This is a genomic window from Mitsuaria sp. TWR114 (genome assembly GCF_007997345.1).
Genome location: NZ_VOSR01000348.1, coordinates 1 through 1140, shown reverse-complemented (window position 1 = coordinate 1140; position 1140 = coordinate 1). Strand labels below are relative to the sequence as shown.

General features: G+C 73.2%; 2 pseudogenes. One reads left to right on the top strand and one right to left on the bottom strand.

Annotated features, from left to right (window positions below):
* Nucleotides 1–278 (top strand): annotated as a pseudogene (locus tag FUT87_RS13620) (glutamine--tRNA ligase); the annotation flags it as partial.
* A 72-nt stretch (nucleotides 279–350) separates the two neighbouring features.
* Here the strand turns inward: FUT87_RS13620 and FUT87_RS28775 are convergent.
* A pseudogene (locus FUT87_RS28775) lies at nucleotides 351–1140 on the bottom strand (hypothetical protein); the annotation flags it as partial.

Below are 1140 nucleotides of genomic sequence, written 5' to 3'. Positions count from 1 at the left end.
GCGCGCACGAGGGCATCGCCACCGAGCTGCGCCTGTACGACCGCCTGTTCACCGAAGCCCAGCCCGACGCCGGCGAACGCAACTTCCTGGAGCTGCTGAACCCCGATGCCAAGCGTGTCGTGCGCGGCTACCTGGAGCCGTCGCTGCGCGCGGTCGCGCCCGATGCCAAGGTCCAGTTCGAGCGCCACGGCTACTTCGTCGCCGACCGCGTTGACCATCGCGCCGATGCGCCGGTGTTCAACAAGATCACCGGACTGAAGGACAGCTTCGGCAAGTGAGCCGGCGTGGACGGGGTGCGCGGGACGCGCGCCCGGTCCTCCACTGACCGCAACCGGGCGCCTGGCCCCGCCTCAGCCGGCAAGGACTGCCCCCGAGTCCGGCGTGGACGCCAGCACCAGTTGCGGCGCCAGCGGCGCCGTGGTGTCGAGCCAGAAGTCCAGCGTCGCGGACGCGCTGTTGCCCGCCGCATCGACCTGGGTGGCGACGACCCGGCACAAGCCCTCCAGGCCTGCGAAACGCGACGCCGGGATTTCGGCCGCCTGCCACTCGAACGGGGGCTCGTCCAGGATGGCCACCGTCAGCGTCGCCGTGGGATCCAGGCCCAGGATCTCGATCGTCGGATCGGAGGTCCAGCGATCGGTCGCGCTGCTCCCCGTGTCGCGCTTGAGCCGCAGCGTCGGTACCTCGGGCGGGGTCTGGTCCAGCTCGAACACGAGCGACGCTTGCGGGCTGTCGTTGCCCGCGAGGTCGGTCTGGTAGACCAGCACTGACTTGCGACCGTCGCCACCGGCCTTCGCCGCCTCGCTGCCGGGGATGCGGTCCAGGTCGCCCGGATGCCAGGTCGCGCCGCCGTCGAAGCTGTAGGACCAGCGCGCATCGGGCTCCAGGCCATGGACCCGCACGGTGCCGTCGCGGGTCAGGGGCGTGCCGTCTGGCATCGTGCCCGCGGCGAAAACCTGCAGGCCCAGGACGGCCTCGGCGGGGCGGTGGCCCGTCCCGCCCGCGCCGCCGCCGGACGGCGAAGTCGATGGATCGCCGCCCGGTCCCGAGGGCCAGCCGTCGAGGGTGGGCCGCGTCGCTCCACCGCCAGCGGCGATGGCCCCCAGGGCCGAGCCACTGCCGCCACCGCCCGCGGCGCCG